Below are 24,301 nucleotides of genomic sequence, written 5' to 3'. Positions count from 1 at the left end.
GTCATCCGTGACCCCGTTTGTCCGCTCGGCCGGATGCAGCGGACGGGGCATCAAGGAACGACATCGCGGCCAGCTCCCTCAGCAGGCGGTGAAGATCCCGACACACGCACACATCCGGCGACTGAAACGGAATCTCCCGAATCCGCTCCGCCGTCCTCTGATCACGCAACCGACGCGACAGCTCCGCCGCCGCAGCAGACCTCGCCACCAGCACTCCACCCGCGCCCAACGCGTTATCGCACGCCACCCAGAACTCCCGGGGAGCCGGCTGCCGCCCGACCTCCACATTCGCGACCGTGCTCCGCGACCACCGCACCTCCGAAGCGAGCCGCGACTGAGTGACGCCCAGACCCCTACGCGCCGCCCTCAACTGAGCCCCCAGCAGCCGACGAGCATCCGCCAGCGCCTCCGGCGTCACGTACCGGGGTGCCGGATCAGCAGTCACACGCTCCGCAGCGGCGAGCGACAACATCACGGCGTCGACACTCATCTACCGAACCGGGAACAGCGCGGGCGCACCAACACGGCGCGCGTTGACCAACTCCGGACGCGTCGCGCCGGGCCGTCGACTCGGAAGGCGAAGCGTCCGAGAGAACACCGTCACCGCCCCCTCCCTCTTGTAGCAGGGGCCGTGTGTGCCGCATGCCAGGCATCGGCCAGTGGCGCTGGAGGTGATATGCGTGTCGAGCGTGCGCTGGGCATCGGAAAGCTGTTCCTCGGCGGAGTTCGCGTAGTAGGTGGTGGCCCTCATCCCGTCCCCCTCAGGTGAGCCGGCACGCGGATCGTTCTTTCGGGGGTGGTCTGGCCTCGTCAGCAGCCGGGGCGCACCCATCCGCGTACCTACTCATGATCGACAGTCGCTAATCTGGGGTCGCGGCGGCCGACACGTGTCGGGTTCGTCGGTCGCCGCGCCTGGACATAGCGTTGCGAGACGAGCACGCTTGTTGAAGTACCGCGCCGTCTACAAGCGTCGACAGTTGGGGCGTTCCTGTGGTCGATACCTTCGGGCAAGTGCTGAGATCGATACGTGAGGCAGCGGGCCTCAGTCTCTCGGCACTGGCAACCCGTACCCGGTACCACAAATCAGAGATCGGCCACGTCGAGACCGGTCGCAGACGAGCGAGCTTTGCTCTTGCCGCTGCTTGCGATCGGGAACTAGGAACCTCCCCGCTGCTCTCCGTCCTTCTGGAACTTAGCGACGGACAGGGAGACAACGTGAAGCGACGAGCGATGTTGGCAAGCATCGGTGCGGCCACAACGATGGGTGGCCTCGGGTTGACCGTCCTTGCCGATCTAGTGCGGGATGGCCTACTCGACGCCGCCGAGGGGGGCGAGGACTGGGATGCCACGATTGCGTCGTACAACCGGCGCTTCGTAACTGAGCCCTCCGCCGAGTTCGGCCGCTCACTGCTGAGCCAGCTCATGCTCGCCCGGCACCAGATCGCGGACCAGGGCAAGACGCCCGAGCGGTTGAGAGCCGTTGCCGAGTTGGGGCAGTTGTACGGACTGTGGCTCGGTAATCAGGGTGACGTGTCGGCGGCTCGCAACTGGTACCGGACCGCTGCCCACCTCGCGGACCGCAGTGAGCACACCCCGACACGCGTCTACGTGCGTGGGCGGGCACTCTCACGCGGGATCTATGAGGGCTACACGGTGAGGGAGACCATCAACGGGGTGGACGAAACCCTCAGTCTTTCCAATGTTCCCACGCTCGGCGCTCTTGAGGCGTATTCCGCCCTCGTGCACGTGCATGCCCTGACCGGCAACCTGGCGGAGGGTCGGCAGGCAGTGATCGGCATGCGTAGGGTCGCGGATGGGCTGCCCGAGACTGACGTGTTGAAGGTTGCCGGCCCGATTCAGCGGACGGCGTCCTTCAACAGCTACCTAGAGTGCCGAATCGGGTCTATGAAGGAAGCAGAACGAGCCTTCTCCGAGGCCGAGCCCGTGTTGCGCCCCGTGCCGGTATGGCTGGCCGACGCCCGGATCTACTACGGACGGGCGAGGGTGAGTCACGGCGACACGGCCGGCGGCGTGGCGTTCGCGCTGGACGCGATCAGGCGTCTCCGTCATGACGTCCGGGTTGTTGGCCTCGGCGTGAGCGACCTGCTCACCGCCGTCCCCGCCGGCTACCGCTCAGACGAGTTGGACGAGTTGAGAACCTTCGCCGCTGTTGGCTCGGGTCCATGGGAGAACCTGTCATAACCTGGCAGGCCGATCACGGGACGGTCCCGCCCGGGACCGTCCCGGTTCAGTTGGGCGCGCTATGAGCCCTGCCAGGTGCTGCGGACCGTAACGTTACCGGGATGACCCAGCATCCGGAGCCGACTGAACCCCTCGTCATCCGTCGAACTGTGTCGGACAGGGAGACGAGGGCGGCAAACCGACGTTGGTGGGACAGGGACGCCGACAACTACCAGGAGGCGCACCGCGCATTCCTAGGCGATGTTGACCTGGTGTGGTGCCCCGAAGGTCTTCGCGAAGCCGACGCCCGGTTGCTCGGCGACGTCAAGGGAACCCGAGTCCTGGAGATCGGCTGTGGTGCGGCGGCCGGTTCCCGATGGCTCGACGGCCAGGGAGCCGACGTGATCGCCTTGGACCTGTCCGATGGCATGTTGCGCCATGCCAGGCTTGCCGCCGAACGCTCGGGCGTATCCGTGCCGCTGGTGCAAGCTGACGCTCTGACGATGCCGTTTCCCGCTGGCACCTTCGACACCGTCCATACGGCTTTTGGTGCCGTTCCCTTCGTCACCGATACCGAAGCGCTCATGCACGAGGTGTTCCGGGTCTTGCGTCCCGGCGGTACGTGGGTCTTTGCCACCTATCACCCGATGCGATGGGTTTTCCTGGACGAACCAGGCGAGGCCGGTCTGATGGCGGTCAACTCCTACTTTGATCGCCGCCCGTACGTCGAGCAGGACCCGTCGGGAGCGCCCACCTACGTCGAGCAGCACCGCACCTTCGGTGATCACATCCGCGAACTTAACGCCGCAGGCTTCTACCTTCTTGACGTCATCGAACCCGAGTGGCCGGCAGGCCACGAAGAGACATGGGGGCAGTGGAGCCCCATGCGTGGCCGACTCTTTCCCGGCACCGCGATCTTCAAGGCGCTTCGGCCGGATGCCTCGTGACGCACGCTGAGAACGGGTCGCGTCGACGGCGCGTTGAGCACGTCTGGACATTTGAGCAGGCGCTTCTGATATTGCAAGATCATACCCACTTGATCGGGTGGGTCACCGAGAAGACCCAGCGCCCGCCGGGGCGCAGCACCCGGTGCACCTCGGCCATCAGGGCGGCCGAGTCGGCGACGAACGGGATCGCCCCGAACGCCGTGCAGGCGATGTCGAACGACGCCCCGGCGAACGGCAGGGCCAGCGCGTCGGCCTGCACCAGCGGTACACGTACCCCGCTGCTGCCGGCGGCGCGGGTGGCGTGCCGCAGCATGCCGGCGGAGAGGTCGAAGGCGACCGGCTCGGCCCCCTGGGTGGCCAGCCAGCGGGCGCAGGACGCCGCGCCGCAGCCGACCTCCAGCACCCGCCTCCCGGCCAGTTCGCCGAGCAGCCGCGCCTCGGATTCGCGCAGCCCCTCCGGGCACCAGCGGAAGTCCACCTCGCCCAGGAAGGCGCCGTGCTCGGCCTGGTAGTCGTCGGCATCGGCGTCCCACCAGCCGCGGTTGGCCCGTCGTGCCTCGGTGTCGCCCACCCGGCGTCGGATCACCCGCTCGTCGTCGTCCACGCGTCCACGCTAGGCCCTGCGGTGGCGTCGTCCGCCGGACCCCGGCGTGCGCGGCGCGGCGGACGGTCGTACGCTGTCGGTCCCGTGGGGTGGATGTGACGGATGAGACAGCGGAGGTGTTTTCCCACCGAAATCTCCGCTTTCGCAGCAGACGAGGTCGTGAGGACCCGGGAGGGCTTGCACGCTGTGGTAATGCAGCGGGTAGGCTAGACGATGCGCTCGTGGATCGTGTACCTCGGCAGGGAGCAGGTGCGCGGTCACCGGAGCACCGATGATCCTCTCTTGGCGATCGTCAGGTGGGGTCGGTGGCGGATCCGCTGGCGCGAACGGGTCACTGCGACACCACGCCTGCTGTGACAACCCATCCGACCGGAGCAACCGCCCACATGACGAGCAGCATCGAGGCCCCCTCGAGCGCCACCCGGGTCACCCACGACGATCTCGGTTCCGAGGAGGCTTTCCTCGCCGCGATCGACGAGACCATCAAGTACTTCAACGACGGCGACATTGTCGAAGGCACCGTCGTCAAGGTCGATCGGGACGAGGTCCTGCTCGACATCGGCTACAAGACCGAGGGCGTCATCCCCTCGCGGGAGTTGTCGATCAAGCACGACGTGGACCCCGCCGAGGTCGTTTCGGTCGGTGACCACATCGAGGCCCTGGTTCTCCAGAAGGAGGACAAGGAGGGGCGGCTGATCCTCTCCAAGAAGCGGGCGCAGTACGAGCGGGCCTGGGGCACGATCGAGAAGATCAAGGACGAGGACGGTGTCGTCCGCGGCTCGGTCATCGAGGTCGTCAAGGGTGGTCTCATCCTCGACATCGGCCTGCGCGGCTTCCTGCCCGCGTCGCTGGTCGAGATGCGGCGGGTGCGTGACCTGCAGCCGTACGTCGGCCGCGAGCTCGAAGCCAAGATCATCGAGCTGGACAAGAACCGCAACAACGTGGTCCTGTCCCGCCGGGCCTGGCTGGAGCAGACGCAGTCCGAGGTGCGCACCGAGTTCCTCAACAAGCTCCAGAAGGGGCAGGTCCGCAAGGGCGTCGTCTCGTCGATCGTCAACTTCGGCGCGTTCGTCGACCTGGGCGGCGTGGACGGCCTGGTGCACGTCTCCGAGCTGTCCTGGAAGCACATCGACCACCCGTCCGAGGTCGTCGAGGTGGGCCAGGAGGTCGAGGTCGAGGTCCTGGACGTCGACCTGGACCGCGAGCGGGTCTCGCTGTCGCTGAAGGCGACCCAGGAGGACCCGTGGCGGCAGTTCGCCCGCACCCACGCGATCCAGCAGATCGTGCCGGGTAAGGTCACCAAGCTGGTGCCGTTCGGTGCGTTCGTCCGGGTCGACGACGGCATCGAGGGCCTGGTGCACATCTCCGAGCTGGCCGAGCGCCACGTGGAGATCCCGGAGCAGGTCGTCCAGGTCGGCTCCGAGGTCATGGTCAAGGTCATCGACATCGACCTGGAGCGTCGCCGGATCTCGCTGTCGCTCAAGCAGGCCAACGAGGGCTTCGTCGAGGGCGAGGAGCACTTCGACCCGACCCTCTACGGCATGGCCGCGACGTACGACAACGAGGGCAACTACATCTACCCGGAGGGCTTCGACCCGGAGACGGGCGAGTGGCTCGAGGGGTACGACAAGCAGCGCGAGACCTGGGAGAACCAGTACGCCGAGGCGCGTCAGCGCTGGGAGGCCCACACCAAGCAGGTGCAGACCTCCCGGGCCGCCGACGCCGAGGCCGCTGCCAACCCGGCCCCGCCGGTCGCCACCGGTGGCACCACCACCTCGACCAGCTCGTCGGCCCCCAGCCGGCAGGCCGAGGAGCCGGCCGGCACCCTGGCCACCGACGAGGCGCTCGCCGCGCTGCGGGAGAAGCTCGCCGGCGGCAAGTGAGCCGGAGGCTGGCCCCCACCGGGTACGACGGCTGACGTCGCACCCGGGTCCGGGTAGCCGCTGACACAGGAGCCCCGCCCCCGATCCGCCACGCGGACCGGGGGCGGGGCTCCTGTGCGTCCCCGGGTGCTCCGCTCCCGCCCTACCCCGCCTTCTTCACCCCGCCCTGCCGTGCCCTGTCTCGTCTCCCCGCCCTGCCGTGCCCTGTCTCGCCTCCCCGCCCTGCCGTGCCCTGTCTCGCCTCCCCGCCCCGCCTGCCTCGTCTCGTCTCGCCTCTTCCTGCCCCGCACCGTTCCGCCTTGATCTCGCTCGGTTGGCCTGGCCCAGGCTCGTTTCGGCCTGGCCCGGTCGTCCGGCCTGCCCTGTCGCCGCCGCCGTCCGAGTCGGCCCACCCCGCGACGGAGATCGACTCAACTGCCGCGACATTGCGGTCTCGCGCAGCGCGGATACCGCTACATCGCCGATATTGCGGGCTTGCCGGCCTGGGATGCCGCCATACCGGCGACATTGCGCCAGCGACGCGGGTGGGGCGACGCGGGTGCGGGGTCGAGTCGGTGGGGTGGGGGGTGGGTGGGGTGGGGGCGGTGTGGTGGGGTGGGGGCCGATCCGGTTGACTGGGTCGGTGCTGAGGGTGGGGTTGACCGGTGGCATCGGGTCCGGAAAGAGCGCCGTGGCGGCCCGGCTGGCCGAGCGGGGTGCGGTGATCGTCGACTCCGACCGGATCGCCCGGGAGGTGGTGGCACCGGGCACCGAGGGGCTGGCTGCGATCGTCGCCGCCTTCTCCGACCGGGTGCTGACCGCCGACGGGGCACTGGACCGGGCGGCGCTGGGTGCGCTGGTCTTCGCCGACGCGACCGCCCGTCGCCGGCTTGAGGAGATCACCCACCCCCGGGTGCGCGCCCGGTCCGCCGAGCTGTTCGCCACCGCACCCGCCGACGCGGTGGTGGTCAACGACGTACCGCTGCTGGTGGAGGTGGGGCTCGCGCCGACGTACCACCTGGTGGTGGTGGTGCGGACGGCCCTGGCCACCCGGCTGGAGCGGTTGACGCGGACCCGGGGGATGAGCCGCGCGGAGGCCGAGCGGCGGATCGCCGCGCAGGCAGACGACGCCCGTCGCCGCGCGGTGGCCGACGTGGTGCTCGACAACGACGGCGACCTCGACGAGCTGCACGCCGCAGTGGACGCCCTCTGGTCGGCGCGCCTGGTCACCTACGAGCGCAACGTGCGGGAACAGCGGGTGGTCCCGGGGTCGGCGGTGCCGACCGCGCCGGACCCGACCTGGCCGCAGCAGTACGCCCGGATCGCCGCCCGGATCCGGCACGCGCTGGCCCCCGACGATCTGCGGATCGACCATGTCGGCTCGACCGCCGTCCCCGGGCTGGCCGGGCGGGACGTCATCGACGTGCAGGTGACAGTGCCGTCGTTGGCCGAGGCGGACGGTCCGTTGGCCCACCGGCTCGCCGACGCCGGCTTTCCGAGGGTGCCCGGCGTGCGGGGCGACCGTCCCCGCTGGGTGGGCCGCGACGCCGGGGCGGGCGGGGACGGTGACGAGGGCTGGGAGCAGCGGCTGCACGGCAGCGCCGACCCGGGCCGGCCGGCCGCCGTCCACCTGCGGGTGGCGGGCTCGGCCGGCTGGCGGCACGCCCTGCTGATGCGTGACCACCTGCGCGCCGACCCCGATCGGCGGGCGGCGTACCTGCTGGTGAAGCGGGAGTTGGCCGCCGCGGCACCTGACGACGCCGGGTCCGGCACCGCCGACGACCCGTGGTTCGCCGAGGAGTACCTGCGGGCGCAGGAGTGGGCGGCGCAGACCGGCTGGCGACCCTGACCGTGCTGCCGGCTCTGACCGTGCTGCCGGCTCTGACCGTCCTGCCGGGTCAACGGGGCCGGGTGGGCGGGGGTGGTTTCCGGTGGGCGGGGACGATCCCCGCCGGCAGCGGGCCGGGGGTCAGCTCCAGTTGCGCCCACAGTCCACCGGTGGTGCGCAGCTCCAACCGGCACAGGAAGCCGGAACGGTCCAGCCAGTACCGCAGCCGCTGGCCCTGGCGGCGTACCTCGAACACGTCCACCGGGCGGTCGGCCCGTCGGTCGCTGCGGACGTGGACCGTCGTGGTCGCACCCCCGGTCGGCGCTACGGCCCGCACCGCCGCGTCGACCAGCGCGTCCAACTCGTCGGCCGGCTGGCCCGCGAGCCGCCAGCCGGCCCCCGTCGGCAGCGGCAGCGGCGGCACCGCCGACGGGCCGGAGGCGGCGGTGTCCGGCCCGACCGGGACGTCCGCCCGGGCGAAGCCGGCCCGGTCCCGACGCCGCAGCGTCCGGCGGCCGAGGGTGTCCAGTTCGGCGACGGACAGGTAGGCGACGCCGGCCGTCCAGCTCAGCCAGCCGCCGCCCCGCAGGTTGGCGGCGCTGCCGAGGGGCGCGGTCACGGTGACCGTGGCGCTCCCGGCGCCGGCACGCAACCGGGTGGCGAGCCGGCCGAGCCGAGCCGTCTCCTCGTCGGTGGCGGCGCGGGGCAGTCCGGGCCGGCCGCCGAGCGCGTCGACGGGCCACGGCGTCGGCCGGTCGACCCGGTCCAGGTCCACCGTGATCGGGGTGCCGTCGGGGAGCCGACCCGCCCAGCGGCGCAGCCGCGCGTCCCGGTCGACCCACCAGCGGGGGTCGGCGTCGTCGGCCCGACGACCACCCGGTGCGGTGGCGGCCGGTGCGGTGGTAACGGGTGCGGTAGTAACGGGTGCGGCGCTGGGAAGTGTGGTGGTGGGAAGTGCGGTGGCCGGCCACAGCGCCGCCTGGAGGACGTCGACCGGGTCGCCGCCGAGGGTTTCCCGGCCGAGCCACCGGCCGGCACCGGCGCGCAGCGGTGCGGCGGGCGCGGCCCGGTCGGCGGCGAGCGCGAAGAGCACCGTGAGCGCCCCGGCCACGCCCCGCCCGGGTGGCGGGTTCCGCAGCCGCCAGCGGTCACCGGGCGGCACCAGCGGTGGCCGGGCCGGGGTCACGATCGCGGCGGGGTCGGGGCGCTGCACCACCGCCGACGGGGTGGCCTGCACCAGCCCCCGGTCCTGCCCGGCCCCGGGGCCGCCGACGTCGAGGTAGGCCAGCGGGCGGGACCAGTCGACCCAGCCGACCAGGTCGGTGCGGCCGGCCCCGGTGCCGACGGCCACCCGTACCCCGGCCCGGACGTCCCGGTAGGTGCCGACCCGGACGGCGGCGAGCCGCTCGGCCTCGTCGTCGGTGAGCGCCCGCGCCGCCGGGGTCGGGGCGGGTGTGCCGCCGAGCAGGCCGGCCACGAGGGCGGCTGCGGCCGTGACGGCGACCACGACCAGGGCGACCAGGGTGGTCCGCCGCCGGCCCGGGGTGCTCTCCTCTGCGACGTCACGGTGGTGGCGGCCGGCGCGGCGACGGCCCGGACCGGCTCCCGGTGGGCGTGGTGGCTGGTCGGGCGAGGTGTCCACGTGTGGTTGAACGGGCCGGCCGGGGCGGAGTGACGCCGTCGGGGGCAGGTGGGGTGGCCCGGGTGCCGGGTGGGGCGGCAGGGGCGCTGACCGTGGTGGGAGACACGTGCAGGGGCGCTCGCGGCGGCCGGTCTGCGCCAGGGGCGCGACCACGCGGGATGCGCACGCCGGTGATGTCCGGGTGCTGCGACCCCAGGTGCCGGGCGGTGGGAGCCTGTCGAGGGCCCGGCCACCGCCGCGGTCGGCCGCCGCGAGCGGCCTACGGTGTCCAGGCTAGCCCCCTGCGATGTGGGCCACAATGGCAATATCGAAGCTGATCACCGGGCTGTCCGGCGATCGCGGCGCGGTGTCGGACCCCCGGCGTACCGTGGAGACCATGGCGCTCGACATTCCCCGGCTCGACGGTCGCTTCCAGGTCGTCAGCGAGTTCCAGCCGGCCGGCGACCAACCGGCCGCCATCGATGATCTTGAGCGTCGGATCCGGCGCGGTGATCGTAACACCGTGCTGCTCGGCGCCACCGGCACCGGCAAGAGCGCCACCACGGCGTGGCTGGTCGAGCGGCTGCAACGGCCGACCCTGGTGCTCGCCCCCAACAAGACCCTCGCCGCCCAGCTCGCCAAGGAGTTCAGCGAGCTGCTCCCGCACAACTCGGTCGAGTACTTCGTCTCCTACTACGACTACTACCAGCCCGAGGCGTACATCCCGCAGACCGACACCTACATCGAGAAGGACTCCTCGATCAACGAGGAGGTCGAGCGGCTGCGGCACAAGGCGACCATGTCGCTGCTCACCAGGCGGGACACGATCGTGGTGGCGACCGTCTCGGCCATCTACGGCCTGGGCACCCCGGAGGAGTACCTCGACCGCGCCGTCCGGGTCGTCGTCGGGCAGGAACTCGACCGCGACCAGTTGCTGCGCCGTCTGGTCGACATCCAGTACACCCGCAACGACATGGCCTTCCAGCGGGGCACGTTCCGGGTCCGGGGTGACACCCTGGAGATCATTCCGGCGTACGAGGAGCTGGCCGTCCGGATCGAGCTGTTCGGCGACGAGGTGGAGAAGCTCTACTACCTCAACCCGCTCACCGGTGACGTGGTCAAGGAGGTCGACAATCTGTTGATCTTCCCGGCCACCCACTACGCGGCCGGCCCGCAGCGGATGGAGCGGGCCACCCGGGACATCGAGGCCGAGCTGGCGGAGCGGCTGGCCGAGCTGGAACGGCAGGGCAAGCTGCTGGAGGCGCAGCGGCTGCGGATGCGCACCACCTACGACCTGGAGATGATGCGTCAGGTCGGCTTCTGCTCCGGCATCGAGAACTACTCGATGCACATCGACGGCCGGTTGCCCGGCAGCCCGCCGCACTGCCTGCTCGACTACTTCCCCGACGACTTCCTCACCGTGGTCGACGAGTCGCACGTCACCATCCCGCAGATCGGCGGCATGTTCGAGGGCGACGCCTCGCGCAAGCGGATGCTCATCGACCACGGGTTCCGGCTGCCCAGCGCCGCCGACAACCGGCCGCTGCGCTTCGACGAGTTCCTGGAGCGGGTCGGCCAGATGGTCTTCCTCTCCGCCACCCCCGGCCCCTGGGAGCTGGAGCAGGCCCAGGGCGAGTTCGTCGAGCAGGTGATCCGCCCCACCGGTCTGATCGACCCGGAGGTCGTGATCAAACCGACCAGGGGGCAGATCGACGACCTGATGCACGAGATCAAGCTGCGCACCGAGCGCGACGAACGGGTGCTGGTCACCACGCTGACCAAGAAGATGGCCGAGGACCTGTCCGACTACCTGCTGGAGAACGGCATCCGGGTGCGTTACCTGCACTCCGAGGTCGACACCCTGCGCCGGGTGGAGCTGCTGCGCGAGCTGCGCAAGGGCGACTACGACGTGCTGGTCGGCATCAACCTGCTCCGGGAGGGTCTCGACCTGCCCGAGGTCTCCCTGGTGGCGATCCTCGACGCCGACAAGGAGGGCTTCCTGCGCAGCGGCCGGTCGCTGATCCAGACCATCGGCCGGGCCGCCCGTAACGTCTCGGGCCAGGTCCACATGTACGCCGACAAGATCACGCCCTCGATGGCGTCGGCGATCGACGAGACCAACCGTCGCCGGGCCAAGCAGATCGCGCACAACGAGGCGCACGGGATCAGCCCCGAGCCGCTGCGCAAGAAGATCCACGACATCCTCGACGACATCTACCGGGAGGCGGAGGACACCGAGAGCGCCCGGGTCGGCGGGGCCGCCCGGCAGCTGTCCCGGGGCAAGGCCCCGGTCAAGGAGACCCGCAGTCGCGGTCGGGCCGCCGCCGGCGCGCCCTCCCGGGAGGGGATGGCCCGCGCCGACCTGGCACAGCTCATCCAGGAGCTCAACGACCAGATGCTCGCCGCCGCCCGGGAGTTGCAGTTCGAGTTGGCCGCGCGGATCCGCGACGAGGTCGCCGACCTCAAGAAGGAGCTGCGGGGGATGGACGCCGCCGGGGTGAAGTGACGGGCGGGCCGGTGCTGGACGAGGTCCGTGTCGGCGTACCGGCGGCACGGCTGCGTCCCGTCGTGGGCCGGTACCTGGGCTACCGGGTCTCCACCCCGGCGCTGCCGCCGGGGTGGAGATCACCAGGGTCCGTTCGACACCGACTACGGTTCCCGGGACCACGCGGCCCGGGACCTCCCCGGCAACGTCTGGTCGTTCGGCACCTACCGGCCCTGACCGGGGTGTCCCGAACGGCAGCCGCAGGGACGGGGGCTGCCGTTCGGGGGCCCTCCGACGACGGCGTGATCCGAGGGCGACTCAGATAGGCGTTGCGGTGTGCAAGCAAACTGTTGCCCTGGGTGATGATCCTGCGTACCCTCCCTCGTGGGGAGGCCGGGATGCCATTGTCATCGAGTCCTGTCATTCGACGTGCGAGGCTCGGCGCCGAGCTGCGCCAGTTGCGCAGGCGGGAGGCGCTGACGCTGGAACAGGTCTGCGCCCGGCTGGGCTGGGCCTCCACCTCCAAGCTGTCCCGCATCGAGCTGGGGCAGAGCCGGCCCGACCTGGCCGACGTGCTCGACCTGCTCGACATCTACGAGGTTCCGTCGCCGCAGCGCGAGGCGCTGATCGTCATCGCCCGCGACGCGGCGACCGGTCGTGGCTGGTGGAAGGCGCTCGGCGAGATGAGCGAGCGGCAGCGCACCTACGCCGAACTGGAGGCGGGGGCGGCGACCATCGTCGAGTACCAGCCGACGGTGCTGCCCGGCCTGCTCCAGGCGCCCGGCTACGCCAGGCTGCGGATCACGGCCGGCCGGCTGCTGCACCCGGACGTCGACGTCGAGGCCGACCTGCGGGCCCGGCTCACCCGGCAGGGGGTGTTGCGTCGTCCCGACCCGCCGCGCTACACGGCTTTGCTCGACGAGCGGGTCTGCGATCCCGCCGGCCTGCCCGCCGACGTCTGGCACGAGCAGTTGGAGCACCTGCTGGCCCTGGCCGAGTTGCCGCACGTCACGATCCGGGTGGTGCCGGGGACGGCGGCCCCGCGCGGTGGGGCGTACCCGTTGACCGCCTTCTCGTGTTACTCCTTTCCCGACCCGGCCGACCCGCGCACCGTGATGCTGGAGGCGTTGACCACCGACGTGCGGCTGGCCTCCGACGCCGACGTCGGGCGCTACGACCGGATGACCGGCTGGCTGTCCGCCGCCGCGCTCGGCGCGGCGGAGACGGCGGAGCTGCTCCGCCGCCGGGTCACCGCACTCGCCGCCGGCACGGCCGATCCGGCGGCGGACGACGCGGCGGGATGGGACGGTCGGGAGACCGCCGGGACGGCGTCCCGGACCCCTGAGGGCGTCGGCCGGGTGGCCGGTCCGGGCTCACCGGTAGCGGTTGAAGCCCCCCTCGGAGTCGATGACCTGGCCGCTGATCCAGTCCGCCTCCCGTGAGCAGAGGAACCGCACCAGCCGGGCGGCCTCCTGCGGGGTGCCCCAGCGGCCGGACGGGAAGAGTGCCGCCACTGCGGCGTGCGCCTCGGGTGGGGCGTAGCCGGTGTCGGTCGGCCCCGGGTTGAGACAGTTGACGGTGATCCCCCGGGGCATCAGCACCGGGGCGAGCTGGGCGGCGAGGTTCTCCACCCCGGCCTTGCTGGCCGCGTAGGCCAACTCGTAGGGCATCGGGCCGAGTCGCTGGCCGCTGGAGAAGAGCACCAACCGGCCGCCCGACCCGGCGGTGAAGGCGGTGGCGAACGCGTCGGCCAGGAGCAGAGTGGCCCGGACGTTCACCAGCAGGTGCCGGTCGATCTCGGTGGCGTCCAGTCCGCCCAGGCTGGTGGGGGTGGAGTAGGCGTGCGTCGCCACCACACCGTCGAGCCGGCCGTGCCGGCGTACCGCCTCGGCGACCAGCGCGGCCGGGGTGGCCGGGTCGAGCAGGTCGGCGGCGGTGTGGGCGGCGGCCCCGCCCAGCTCGGCCAGCAGCGTCGGTACGCCCTGCGGATCGCCGCCGTGGGGCTGCGCCTCGTCGTAGCCGGGCAGCCCGGTCAGCAGCAGCCGGTGCCCGTCGGCGGCGAGGGTACGGGCGACCGCCGCGCCGATGCCGGTCCGTCGGCTCACCCCGGTCACCAGGAACACCCGTGCGGTCATCCGGGCAGTCAACCGGACCGCCATTGCGCACGCCACGGATTTACCCCGCCCGACGGCCCCCGTCGGCGCGCCACCGGCGCGCACGGAGGGGGCCGGTGGCGGGACCGGGCCGGTCGGCCACCGGGTGCGGGCCCGGCGGCCGGCGGCCACGGTGGTTCGCCGCGCGACCACCGGCCCCGGCACCCCCGAACGTGCCGGGACCGGTCGCCGCGCGTGCGCCGCACGGTAGTCCGGGGGTACGACAGAATCGGATCGACCGGGGTGGTTTTTTTCGGGACGCCGCCGGGTCGCGGTCCCGGCCCGGCTCAGGCCGGTACGTCGACGAAGTGTTCGACCCGGGGCGGGCCGGCGAAGTGCGGGCCGATCAGCGCCCGCCACCTGCCGAACGCCTCGGTGGCCCGGAAGTTGTCCTCGTGGGCCTGCACCGAGTCCCACTCGACCAGCAGCACGAACCGGGAGGGGGACTCGATGCCCCGGGTCATCCGGACCGAGCGGCATCCCTCGGCGGCGACGATGATGGCGTGCGCCTGCGCGTAGGCGGCGGCGAAATCGTCCTCGTGTCCGGGCAGTACGTCGATGAGCGCGACCTCAAGCACCATGCCGACAGCCTGCCACGCGGCGGCGTGCCCGTGGCGGGCCGGGGCGACCCCCGTCACCTCCGCTCCTCCTGCCGCGACCCGCTCCGCAGGTCAGCGGCGTGATGCGGCGGGACACCGACCACGGCCACCGCCGTCGATCCGCCGCGCCCCGCTACACCTAGCCTCCTAGGATGCCCTGGGCGGTGTGGCGCGGCACGGAACCGTGCGGCAGGGAGACGACGTGCCGGGCGGCCCGACACGCGGGCGTCGGAACGTGATGCTGCCGGCAATGCGCGCCGCAGGAGATGCGCCCGTAGCCCTCGATGGTGAACAATGGCGGCCGAGGAGGGGAGTATTCCCCCGCGACGGAGTCGTCAGCACGGTCGAGCGTCCCCCGACAACTCGACCCGGCTCCGCCGGTCAGCGCCCCGCCCGCGGGTCGCTGGCGGAAGAGACCTCCGACAGTCACCAGTGTGTGCGTCGTCGCCCACCTCGCCGTCACGCGGCGTACGGTGTGCCCGACGCCGCGTGTCTGCCGGAGGAATGGATTGAACGTGTCCGGAATGGTGTGGGCGGGAACCCTCGTCGCACTGACGGCGGTGCTCCTCGCCGATCTCTTCATCATCGGCCGTCGGCCGCACGAGCCCAGCGTCCGCGAGTCGAGCCTCTGGGTCAGCTTCTACGTCGGCCTGGCGCTGCTGTTCGGCGTGGGGCTGTGGGTCACCGCCGGCGGCGACGTGGCCGGCCAGTTCTACACCGGTTGGCTCACCGAGTACAGCCTCTCGGTGGACAACCTCTTCGTCTTCGTGATCATCATGGCCCGGTTCCGGGTGCCCCGGAAGTACCAGCAGAAGGTGCTGCTCATCGGCATCGTGCTGGCCCTGGTCATGCGGGGTGGTTTCATCGCCGCCGGTGCGGCGCTGATCTCCCAGTTCTCCTGGGTGTTCTACATCTTCGGCGCGTTCCTGATCTACACGGCCGTCAACCTGGCCCGGCAGGGCGAGCCGGAGGAGGACGAGTTCAAGGAGAACATCCTGATCCGGTGGAGCCGCAAGGCGCTGCCGCTGTCGCGGGACTACGACGGCGCGAAGCTCACCACCCACGAGGCCGGCCGGCGGCTGTTCACCCCGATGCTGGTGGTGATGATCGCGATCGGCACCACCGACCTGATCTTCGCGCTGGACTCGATCCCGGCGATCTTCGGGATCACCAAGGAGCCGTACCTGGTCTTCACCGCGAACGTCTTCGCGCTGATGGGCCTGCGGCAGCTCTACTTCCTGGTCGGCGGGCTGCTCGACCGGCTGGTCTACCTCAGCTACGGCCTGGCGGTGGTGCTCGGCTTCATCGGCGTCAAGCTGGTGCTGGAGGCGTTGGCCGACAACAACCTGCCGTTCCTCAACGACGGCGAGCCGATCGGCTGGGCCCCGCACATCCCGATCTGGCTGTCGTTGTCGGTCATCCTCGGCTGTCTCGCCGTGGCGACGGTGGCCAGCCTGGTCAAGTCGTCCCGGGACCGGCGGCGCGAACTGGTCGAGGCACGTCGCTGACCGTAGCGCCACCGATGGGCGTCACCGCACTGCCGGTGACGCCCATTGCCGGTCATACCCGGTGTGCGCCGACGAGGGTGGCGACCCGGTCGGGCGGCAGCGGCTCGGTCAGCACCCGCCGCTGCCGGTAGCAGGCGTGCAGCATCCGTGGCCCCCGGCCGGCGGTCACCAGGCCGACGTGGTGGATGCCCCGGCCGGGTCGGGCGAAGAAGTACAGGTCGCCGGGGCGTTCCTCGCCGGCCGGCACGGGCGTGGTGGCCGCCGCCTGGTCGTCGGCGTCGCGGGGCAGCGTCACGCCGAGCCGTCGCCACACCAGGTGGACCAGGCCGGAACAGTCGATCCCGTGTCCGGAGAGGCCACCCCAGACGTACGCGACGTCGCGCAGCCGGGTGGCGACGGTGAGCACGTCGTCGGCCGTCGGCGGGGTGGCCGGCAGGCCGGTGACGTCCGCCTCGGGGACCCACAGTGGATCGGGCCGCCCGGGTACCCGGACCGGTAGCCACCCGTCGACGGCGGGACCGGCCGGGTGCAGCCGGGTGCCGAGCACGACCCCGGGCAGCGCCACCGGGCCGGCGGGGGCGGCCCGCAGGCCGGTGCTGACGGCGTCGACGACGAGTGGGCCGGCCGGGCCGCCGTCGGGGGTGGCCGGGGTGAGTTGGGCGGCGGGCAGCCAGCCGGGGTAGCCGCGCGGGTCGCGTCGGGGTGCGGCCTGCTGCACCGCGACCACCCGGGCCCAGCCGTCGGGGTGCAGCGCGGTCACCAGCACCCGTTCGCCGAGTAGCAGTTGACTGAGCACACAGTCACCGACCCGCTGGCTGGCGTCCATCCCGGTGATCCAGCCGTCGGTGTCCGAGGGCACCGCCAGGGCGGGCCGGTCGACCGGGCGGGTCGCGTCGGGGTCGGTCCAGAGGGTGGCCACGGCCACCCGGACGAGGGCCTCCCGGCCCGGCTCCAACTCCACGTCGACCTCCGGCTCACGTTCGGTGCCCCACCCGGACCATAGGAAGAAAAGCTGCGATCATCAACCTTGGTGCTGAATCTTTGTTTCGGTCACCGCGGTGATGCCGAGTCCCGGCGCGTCGGGCAGCACCACCGTGGCGCCCTCGTAGCGCAGCCCTCCGCGCACCGGGGACCAGGCCAGCCACCAGGCGGCGTCCAGGTCGGACACGGCGCTGGTCCGGTAGGCGGCGGCCAGGCTGGCCGCCGCGCCGACCCCGACCTGAGTCTCCATCATGGACCCGACGAGGGTGCCCATGCCGTGCTCCCGGGCCAACTCCAGCAGGGTCCGCGCCGGGCGCAGACCACCGCACTTGGCGAGCTTGACGTTGACCAGGTCGGCCGCCCGTCGCCTGATCACCGCGATCAGGTCCCGTACCCCGAACACCGCCTCGTCGGCGAGGACCGGCACGTCCACCCGGTCGGCGACCCAGGCCATGCCGTCGAGGTCCCACCGGGCCACCGGCTGTTCGACCAACTCCACGTCGAGCCCGGCGTCCTCGACGCCCCGGATCACCCGGACCGCCTCCCGGGGCGTCCACCCCTGGTTGGCGTCCAACCGCAGGCGCACCTGCGGGCCGACGGCCGCCCGGACGGCGCGGACCCGTTCCAGGTCGCCCGCCGGGTCGGTGCCGACCTTCAGCTTCAGCACGTCGAAGCCCTCGTCGCGCCGCTGCCGGGCGGCCGCCGCCAGGTCCGCGCCGGCCCCGGCGGCCAGCGTGACGTCCGTCGGCACCCGCAGCGCCGTCCCACCGAGCAACCGCACCAGGGGTACGCCGAGCCGCCGTGCCGCCAGGTCGTGCAGCGCCACGTCCAGCGCGGCCCGGGCCGCCTCGTTGCCGGCCACCGCCGCCGCGATCTCGGCGCAGCGGGCCAGCACGTCGTCGGCGTCCCTCCCGACGACCGCCGGGGCGAGCACGTCGCGGACGCAGGACTCCGCGCCGGCCACCGACGCCCCGGTGACCTGCCACACCTGCGGGGCCTCGCCGTAGCCGGACCGCCCGTCGGTGTCGGTCACCTCCACCACCAGGGTCTCCACCGTGGTGGTGCGCCGCAGCGCGGTGACGAACGGGGTGTGCAGCGGCGCGGACAGCCGGTGGGTGCGTACCACGGCGATCGTCATGTGCGGCACCCTATACGCACGTCGTCACCGAAGGAGCGCGCCGATGACCGTGGGAAGCTGGACGCTGGCGGGTGCGCCGAACGCCCGTGACCTGGGTGGACTGCCCACCCGTGACGGCCGGCGGGTACGCCCCGGCCGGTTGATCCGCACCCCGGCGCTGGGCCGGTTGACCGAGGCCGACCTGACGGTGCTGGGCCGGCTCGCCCCGGCCTGCGTGGTGGACCTGCGGGACGCCACCGAGACGGCGCTCGCCCCGCCGAACCGGCTGGTGGGTGACCCGTACCTGGTGCGGCTGCCGGTGCTCGACCCGGCGCACTCCGGGTTCGGCTACCTGTCGGCGGTGCTGCTCGGTCACGACCTCACCGGCCACGACGAGGCGGCCCGGCGGGGTGCGGCGGCGGCGATGGCGGAGCTCTACCGGTGGTTCGTCAGCGGTGCGGCGGCCCGGGAGGGGTTCGCCCGTGCGGTGCGGCTGGCGGCCGACCCGGTCAACCTGCCGCTGCTGTTCCACTGTTCGGCGGGCAAGGACCGCACCGGGTGGCTGGCGGTGGTGCTGCTCACCGCGCTCGGCGTCGACGAGGAGACGGTCCGGGCCGACTACCTGCGGCACAACGCGTTGACGGTGGAGCTGCGCGGGGAGGCGTCGGCGGCGATGCTGCGGCGGCGGCCGGAACTGGACCCGGAGACGGCCCGGGCGGTGCTTGAGGTGCGCCCCGAGTACCTGGACGCCGGCTTCGACGAGGTGCGCCGGCGGCACGGGTCGTTCGACGCCTACCTGGCCGACGGGTTGGGGGTGACCCCGCAGATCCGGGCCGCCCTGCGCACCCATCTGCTGGACTGACTGTGCCGGTCAGCAGGTGAGGTCGTGCCGGGCGGCCCAGGCCGTCGCCGAGACCTCCGCCAGCAGCCGGCAGGCGTCGAGGTCGTCGGGTGCGGTGGCGGGGTCGGTGGTGGTGCAGACGGCGATCACGTAGGCGGGGGCGTCGCCGGGCAGGACCACGCCGGCGCTGTGCCGTATGCCGCGTACCCAGCCGTTCTTGTGGGCGATCCGGGTGCCGTCGGGCAACCCGGCGGCGAGATCGTCGCGGTGCCGCTGGTCCAGCAGCACGTCGACCATGGCGGCGCAGGCCGCCGGGGAGGCCAGCGGGCCGGGCCGGTGCGCGCCGACGGCCAGCCCGCCGAGCAGAGCCGCCAGGTCGGCGGCGGTGACCAGGTTGGTGATGCCGGCCTCCCGGGCGGCGGCGTCCTCGATGCCCCGGCCGGTGACGCTGTGCCGGGCCCCGGCGAGCCGCCACGCCTCGGCGACGGCGGGCAGGCCGAGGAGTTCGATGATCAGGTTGGTGGCGAGGTTGCCGGACCGGGTGATCATCCGGTCGGCCAGCCAGCGCGGGGTGGCCTGGCCGCCGAGCCGCTGCCAGACGGCGTCGTCGTTGTCGTAGGGCCGGGCGCAGGTGAACCGGGGTGCGTCGGGCCGGGCCGAGGTGAAGTCGTTGACCACCGGCACCGGGGTGTCCAGGCCGAGGGTGCCGGCTTCGGCGGCCCGGTGCAGGGCCAGCAGCACCGCCACCTTCATGGTGCTGGCCGCGTAGTGGGTGGCCTCGGGGGTGCGGGTCCAGGTGGGTGGGGCGTCGAGTCGGCCCAGGTACGCCGAGACGGTGCCGGGCACCCGGTCCAGCCGGGCATCGAGGTCATCCCAGGTCATGCCCGTGACGCTAGCCGAATCCGGCCCGCCGGGAGGGCCCGGCGGCTTCCCGCCGCAGAGAGCGCCGGGACGGCCCGGTGGCACTCGGGGGAGGGTGCCGGGCGGGCCGGCGGCCCCCGGGGCGGGGCCGGTTGCGCCTCGGCGGTGGGGGACGGGCGGAGCCCCGGTCCGGGTGAGGCGGACCGGGGCTCCGGGTGAGGCGGGGTGTGGCTGCGGGTGGGTCAGCCGGCGTGCTTGCGGCGGGCGGCCATCCGGCCGCGCTGGGTCTGGTCCAGCACCACCTTGCGGATGCGTACGGCGACCGGGGTCACCTCGACGCACTCGTCCTCGCGGCAGAACTCCAGCGCCTGCTCAAGGGAGAGCTTGCGCGGGGGGATCAGCTTCTCGGTCTCGTCGGAGGTCGAGGCCCGCATGTTGGTGAGCTTCTTCTCCTTGGTGATGTTGACGTCCATGTCGTCGGAGCGGGAGTTCTCCCCGACGATCATGCCCTCGTACACCTCGGTGGTGGGCTCGACGAAGAGCTGGCCGCGCTCCTGGAGGTTGATCATCGCGAACGGGGTGACCACGCCTGAGCGGTCGGCCACCAGCGACCCGTTGTTGCGGGTACGCAGCTCACCGAACCACGGCTCGTAGGACTCGAACACGTGGTGCAGGATGCCGGTGCCCCGGGTGTCGGTGAGGAACTCGGTACGGAAGCCGATCAGGCCCCGCGCCGGCACCAGCCACTCCATCCGGATCCAGCCGGTGCCGTGGTTGACCAGCTGCTCCATCCGGCCCTTGCGGGTGGCCAGGAGCTGGGTGATCGCGCCGAGGTACTCCTCCGGCGCGTCGATGGTCAGCCGCTCGACGGGCTCGCAGGTCTTGCCGTCGATCTCCTTGGTGACCACCTGCGGCTTGCCGACGGTCAGCTCGTAGGACTCGCGGCGCATCTGCTCGACCAGGATGGCCAGGGCCAGCTCGCCACGGCCCTGCACCTCCCAGGCGTCCGGCCGCTCGGTGGGCAGGACCCGCAGCGACACGTTGCCGATCAGCTCCTTGTCGAGCCGGTCCTTGACCATCCGGGCGGTGACCTTGGCGCCCTTGACCCGGCCGACCAGCGGCGAGGTGTTGGTGCCGATGGTCATCGAGATGGCCGGCTCGTCCACGGTGATCAGCGGCAGCGGGATCGGGTTCTCGGCGTCGGCCAGGGTCTCCCCGATCATGATCTCGGGGATGCCGGCGACGGCGATGATGTCGCCGGGCCCGGCCGAATCGGCCGGCTTGCGCTCCAGGCCCTCGGTCATCAGCAGCTCGGAGATGCGGACCCGCTGGGTGCTGCCGTCGGTGCGGCACCAGGCCACGGTCTGGCCCTTGGCGATGGTGCCCTGGCGCACCCGGCACAGCGCCAGCCGGCCGAGGAACGGCGAGGCGTCCAGGTTGGTGACGTGCGCCTGGAGCGGGGCGTCCTCGTCGTAGGCGGGCGGCGGGATGGTGTCGAGCAGGGTCCGGAACAGCGGCTCCAGGCTGGTGCTGTCGGCAGGCACCGCGCCGTCGGCGGGCTGGGTCAGCGAGGCGATGCCGTCGCGGGCGCAGGCGTAGACGATCGGGAAGTCGATCTGCTCCTCGTCGGCGTCCAGGTCGAGGAAGAGTTCGTAGGTGTCGTCCACGACCTCCTTGATCCGGGCGTCGGGCCGGTCCACCTTGTTGATCACCAGGATGATCGGCATCCGGGCCCGCAGCGCCTTGCGGAGCACGAACCGGGTCTGCGGCAGCGGGCCCTCGCTGGCGTCGACCAGCAGCACCACCCCGTCGACCATGGTCAGGCCCCGCTCGACCTCGCCGCCGAAGTCGGCGTGGCCGGGGGTGTCGATGATGTTGATGGTGACCGGGTCGGAGCCGTCCGCCGGGAGGTAGCGCACGCCGGTGTTCTTGGCCAGGATGGTGATGCCCTTTTCCCGTTCGAGATCCATCGAGTCCATGACGCGCTCGGTGTTCTCACCACGGGCCCCGTAGGCGCCGGCCTGCCGCAACATGGCGTCGACCAGGGTCGTCTTGCCGTGGTCGACGTGGGCGATGATGGCGACATTGCGGAGGTCGGTGCGAAGCTGCATACCCTCCATACTCCTGTCTGCGGTTGCCGGGGCAGGTGTCGGGGTCGTCCCTTCACCGCCCGGATCTGTGCCGGAACTGCTGTTCCGGCCGTGCCAGCGGCGGGTCTGCCGAGCCCACCGGCGGGCCGACCGGCCCACCGGCCGGCCGGGCACCTGGTCGTCGCGACGGTCACCGCGGACGAGGCCGCAGTGATCTTCGGTCTGTCGGTGCCGGGGGAGTCGACCCTGCTGGTCGGTCTCCTAGCGTACGCGGGCCCGTGCCGGCCCGTCCGGGCACTGCTCCCGGTGACCGGACGGGCCGTGACGGGCGACACACCCATCCGGGTGCGCCGCCGGCCGGGGACCACCATCGGTGCAGGTGGGGACCCCCGGCCCGGGAGTGAAGCGGGTGGGCGGGTCAGTCCCGGGCGGCGACGGCCGCAGCGGGCGCGGTCGGCACCTCGTCGTCGGCCTCCCGGTCGATCCGCCCCGGCCACCAGAACCGGTCGCCGAGCAGGAACGCCAGCGCCGGCACCAGCACGGTGCGTACCAGCAGCGTGTCGAGCAGCACGCCGATGCACACGATGATGCCGATCTGGGTGAGCAGGACCAGCGGCAGTACGCCGAGGACGGCGAAGACCGCGGCGAGCAGGATGCCGGCGCTGGTGATCACCCCGCCGGTGACCCGCAGGGCGGAGAGCATGCCGTCGCGGGTGCCGGCCCGGCGGGCGTCCTCGCGGGCCCGGGTGACCAGGAAGATGTTGTAGTCCACGCCGAGCGCCACGAGGAACACGAAGGCCAGCAGGAGCACCCCGCTGTCGAGCGCGGGGAAGCCCAGCACGTGGTCGAAGAGCAGCCACGCCGCGCCGAGGCTGGCGAAGAAGGACGCGATCACGGTGAGCACCAGCAGCAGCGGGGCGAGCAGGCCGCGCAGCAGCAGCGCCAGCACGGCGAAGACGAGCACCAGGATGATCGGCAGGATCAGCCGCAGGTCCCGGGTGTTGGCCTCGTCGGAGTCGTAGGTGGCCGCGACGGTGCCGCCGACGAGCGCCCCCTCGGCCGGTTCGGCACCGGCGACGGTCGGCGGCGCGGAGCCGGGCACGGCGGCCACCGCGTCGCGCAGCGCCTCGACGGCGCGGTCGGCGGCCGGGCTGCCCGGTTCGTCGGTGAGCACCACGTCGACCTGGGCGACGGCGGCGCCGGCCACGCCGGGCCGGGCGGAGGCGACCCCGGGCACGGCGGCGGCGGTCCGGGTGACCTCGGCGGCGGCGGCCGGGTTGGTGAGCACCGCCACCGGCTGGGTGGTGCCGGCGGGGAAGGCGCGGGCCAGCGTCTCGGCTCCGGCGACCGCCTCGGGCTCCACCCGGAACTGGTGGGTTTCGGACAGCCCGGTGCGCAGGGTGAGCCCGCCGAGGGCGAGGCCGGCGAGCAGCAGGGTGGACAGCACGGCGACCGGCAGCGGCCGGCGGACCACGGCGGCACCGAGCCGGCCCCACAGCCGGCCCTCCCGGGCCGGGCCGCCGACCGTCGGCACGAACGGCCAGAACAGTCCCCGGCCGAAGATGACCAGCACGGCGGGCAGCACGAACAGCGCGGAGAGCATGGCGAACACGACGCCGGTGGCGCAGGCCACGGCGAGCGCCCGGTTGGTCTCCTGTTCGGACAGCAGCAGGGTGAGCACGCCGAGCACGACGGTGCCGCCGCTGGCGAGGATCGGTTCGGCGGTCCGGCGTACGGCGGCGCGCATGGCGGCGAACCGGTCCTCGGTGCGGCGCAACTCCTCCCGGTAGCGGGCGATGAGCAGCAGGGCGTAGTCGGTGGCGGCGCCGAAGACCAGCACGCTGGCGATGCCGGTGACCGCGCCCTCCTGGAGGTTGATGCCGACGGCCGGGACGATGGTGTCGACGGCCCGCAGGGTGAGCTGTTCGGTGGCGGCGACGACGATCAGCGGCACGATCCACAGGAACGGGCTGCGGTAGGTGACCAGCAGCAGCAGGGCGACCACGCCGGCGGTGACGGCGAGCAGGGTGAGGTCGGCGCCCTCGAAGACCTTGGTCAGGTCGGCGGTGAACGCGGGTGCGCCGGTGACCGCGACGGTGAGCCCGTCGGGCAGGCCGCCGAGGGCGTCGCGGACCTGCGCCACCTCGTCGGCGACGGCCTGCTGGCCGCCGGCGGTGTCCAGCGGGACGGCGAGCAGCGCGACGGTGCCGTCGGGGGAGACCTGGGGAGGGCTGACCCGGCCGCCGACGGCGAGCCGGCCCAGCGCGCCGGAGCGGTCGGTGACGGCGGCCCGGTCGGCGTCGGTCAGCGGGCTGCCGTCGTCCCTGCTGACCACGACGATCGCCGGTTGGACGTCGTTGTCGGGCAGCTGGTCCTGGAGGCGTTCCACCTGGGTCGACTGCCACTGCACGGACAGGCCGGTGGCCGAGACGGGGGCGGGGTTGTCGGGCTTGGGGAGCCCGAAGACGACCGCGCCGACGACGATCGCGGCGGCCACGGTGAGCCAGGCGGCGAGCCGGCTGCGGGCGACGCGGGTGAACAGAGACATCGGAGGCCCTCGTGGTCTGTCGGCGGGAACGCGGACGGCAAGATAGCCCGTCCTTCGAGTATCTTGATGGACGAG

16 protein-coding genes and 2 pseudogenes are annotated in these 24,301 nt (G+C 72.4%); 8 read left to right on the top strand and 10 right to left on the bottom strand.

Features of this window, described 5'->3' with window-relative positions; genetic code table 11:
* Position 1: 1 nt before the first annotated feature.
* Positions 2-472, bottom strand: a complete 471-nt coding sequence (locus tag Q2K16_RS33005; protein ID WP_368052564.1) for a helix-turn-helix domain-containing protein — start codon at positions 470-472, stop codon at positions 2-4.
* Between the two features lie 518 nt (positions 473-990).
* Between Q2K16_RS33005 and Q2K16_RS10620 the strand changes: the two genes are divergently transcribed.
* Positions 991-2,202 carry a helix-turn-helix domain-containing protein gene (locus Q2K16_RS10620; protein WP_302745083.1) on the top strand — a complete coding sequence of 404 codons (1,212 nt, stop codon included), beginning with the start codon at positions 991-993 and terminating at the stop codon, positions 2,200-2,202.
* Positions 2,203-2,303: 101 nt separating this feature from the next.
* Entirely contained in the window at positions 2,304-3,128 is an 825-nt protein-coding gene (locus Q2K16_RS10615) for a class I SAM-dependent methyltransferase (protein WP_302745081.1), read from the top strand.
* An 82-nt stretch (positions 3,129-3,210) separates the two neighbouring features.
* On the opposite strand, the pseudogene Q2K16_RS10610 reads toward Q2K16_RS10615, so the two are convergent.
* Positions 3,211-3,732 (bottom strand): annotated as a pseudogene (locus Q2K16_RS10610) (class I SAM-dependent methyltransferase); the annotation flags it as partial.
* 386 nt (positions 3,733-4,118) lie between these two features.
* Here Q2K16_RS10610 and rpsA point away from each other — a divergent pair.
* A complete protein-coding gene (rpsA, locus tag Q2K16_RS10605) occupies positions 4,119-5,615 on the top strand; it encodes a 30S ribosomal protein S1 (protein WP_088643126.1) in 1,497 nt (498 codons plus the stop codon).
* A gap of 622 nt (positions 5,616-6,237) precedes the next feature.
* Positions 6,238-7,443, top strand: coding sequence for a dephospho-CoA kinase (coaE, locus tag Q2K16_RS10600; RefSeq protein WP_302745079.1), 1,206 nt, complete (start codon positions 6,238-6,240; stop codon positions 7,441-7,443).
* 49 nt (positions 7,444-7,492) lie between these two features.
* On the opposite strand, the gene Q2K16_RS10595 is transcribed toward coaE, so the two are convergent.
* A complete protein-coding gene (locus Q2K16_RS10595) occupies positions 7,493-9,064 on the bottom strand; it encodes a hypothetical protein (protein WP_302745078.1) in 1,572 nt (523 codons plus the stop codon).
* A 376-nt stretch (positions 9,065-9,440) separates the two neighbouring features.
* On the opposite strand from Q2K16_RS10595, the gene uvrB reads away from it, so the two are divergent.
* Complete coding sequence (gene uvrB, locus Q2K16_RS10590; RefSeq protein ID WP_302746432.1) at positions 9,441-11,549, top strand: excinuclease ABC subunit UvrB; 2,109 nt, start codon at positions 9,441-9,443, stop codon at positions 11,547-11,549.
* Between the two features lie 377 nt (positions 11,550-11,926).
* Positions 11,927-12,784 (top strand): annotated as a pseudogene (locus Q2K16_RS10585) (helix-turn-helix domain-containing protein); the annotation flags it as partial.
* Between the two features lie 117 nt (positions 12,785-12,901).
* Here the strand turns inward: Q2K16_RS10585 and Q2K16_RS10580 are convergent.
* Together Q2K16_RS10580 and Q2K16_RS10575 are read right to left on the bottom strand one after the other, a co-directional pair.
* Positions 12,902-13,663, bottom strand: a complete 762-nt coding sequence (locus Q2K16_RS10580) for an SDR family oxidoreductase (RefSeq protein WP_302745076.1) — start codon at positions 13,661-13,663, stop codon at positions 12,902-12,904.
* 305 nt (positions 13,664-13,968) lie between these two features.
* On the bottom strand, positions 13,969-14,262 hold the full coding sequence (locus tag Q2K16_RS10575) for an antibiotic biosynthesis monooxygenase family protein (RefSeq protein ID WP_302746431.1): 294 nt from the start codon (positions 14,260-14,262) through the stop codon (positions 13,969-13,971).
* Positions 14,263-14,789: 527 nt separating this feature from the next.
* On the opposite strand from Q2K16_RS10575, the gene Q2K16_RS10570 reads away from it, so the two are divergent.
* Positions 14,790-15,788 carry a TerC family protein gene (locus Q2K16_RS10570; protein WP_302745075.1) on the top strand — a complete coding sequence of 333 codons (999 nt, stop codon included), beginning with the start codon at positions 14,790-14,792 and terminating at the stop codon, positions 15,786-15,788.
* 52 nt (positions 15,789-15,840) lie between these two features.
* Here Q2K16_RS10570 and Q2K16_RS10565 read toward each other — a convergent pair whose 3' ends face one another.
* Together Q2K16_RS10565 and Q2K16_RS10560 are read right to left on the bottom strand one after the other, a co-directional pair.
* Positions 15,841-16,749, bottom strand: coding sequence for a C40 family peptidase (locus tag Q2K16_RS10565; RefSeq protein WP_302745073.1), 909 nt, complete (start codon positions 16,747-16,749; stop codon positions 15,841-15,843).
* A 60-nt stretch (positions 16,750-16,809) separates the two neighbouring features.
* Positions 16,810-17,907 carry a mandelate racemase/muconate lactonizing enzyme family protein gene (locus Q2K16_RS10560; RefSeq protein ID WP_302745071.1) on the bottom strand — a complete coding sequence of 366 codons (1,098 nt, stop codon included), beginning with the start codon at positions 17,905-17,907 and terminating at the stop codon, positions 16,810-16,812.
* Between the two features lie 43 nt (positions 17,908-17,950).
* On the opposite strand from Q2K16_RS10560, the gene Q2K16_RS10555 reads away from it, so the two are divergent.
* Positions 17,951-18,748 carry a tyrosine-protein phosphatase gene (locus Q2K16_RS10555; RefSeq protein WP_302745069.1) on the top strand — a complete coding sequence of 266 codons (798 nt, stop codon included), beginning with the start codon at positions 17,951-17,953 and terminating at the stop codon, positions 18,746-18,748.
* Between the two features lie 9 nt (positions 18,749-18,757).
* Here the strand turns inward: Q2K16_RS10555 and Q2K16_RS10550 are convergent, their stop codons facing one another.
* The 3 genes from Q2K16_RS10550 to Q2K16_RS10540 form a co-directional block, all read right to left on the bottom strand.
* Positions 18,758-19,609 carry a serine hydrolase gene (locus tag Q2K16_RS10550; protein ID WP_302745068.1) on the bottom strand — a complete coding sequence of 284 codons (852 nt, stop codon included), beginning with the start codon at positions 19,607-19,609 and terminating at the stop codon, positions 18,758-18,760.
* Between the two features lie 221 nt (positions 19,610-19,830).
* Positions 19,831-21,699 (bottom strand): translational GTPase TypA, encoded by a 1,869-nt coding sequence (gene typA, locus Q2K16_RS10545; protein ID WP_302745066.1) that lies wholly within the window; start codon positions 21,697-21,699, stop codon positions 19,831-19,833.
* Between the two features lie 397 nt (positions 21,700-22,096).
* On the bottom strand, positions 22,097-24,226 hold the full coding sequence (locus Q2K16_RS10540) for an MMPL family transporter (protein WP_302745064.1): 2,130 nt from the start codon (positions 24,224-24,226) through the stop codon (positions 22,097-22,099).
* Positions 24,227-24,301: the final 75 nt, after the last annotated feature.

Source organism: Micromonospora cynarisoli, from assembly GCF_030518815.1.
Classification (GTDB): domain Bacteria; phylum Actinomycetota; class Actinomycetes; order Mycobacteriales; family Micromonosporaceae; genus Micromonospora; species Micromonospora wenchangensis.
This window is presented reverse-complemented; position numbering and strand designations above follow the sequence as displayed.